1 protein-coding gene is annotated in these 238 nt (G+C 56.3%); it reads right to left on the bottom strand.

The window, feature by feature from the left end; translation table 11 throughout:
* The coding region (locus R0J92_RS26310) for an AMP-binding protein (protein WP_411053855.1) at nt 1–238 on the bottom strand (238 nt) is incomplete at both ends.

The raw sequence follows: 238 nt of genomic DNA, 5'->3' as shown, positions 1-238 counted from the left end.
ACCGAGACAGGAGAGATCATATTTCGCCACGTATTCGCCCTTGGATTCCTCACGTTTGACGGCGCGAAAGGCGGTGGGGGCGGTGAAGAAGGTCTTGACCTTATGTTCCGAGATGAGCCGCCAGAAGGTGCCCGCATCAGGAGTGCCGATAGGCTTGCCCTCAAACACGATGGTGGTGTTGCCATGGATCAGAGGCGCATAGGCAATATAGATGTGACCCACCACCCAACCCACATCG

The sequence above is a fragment of the Tritonibacter sp. SIMBA_163 genome, assembly GCF_046535935.1.
Lineage (GTDB): Bacteria > Pseudomonadota > Alphaproteobacteria > Rhodobacterales > Rhodobacteraceae > Epibacterium > Epibacterium scottomollicae.
Note: the sequence above shows the minus strand (reverse complement) of the source record. Positions and strands in the feature narration are given on the sequence as shown.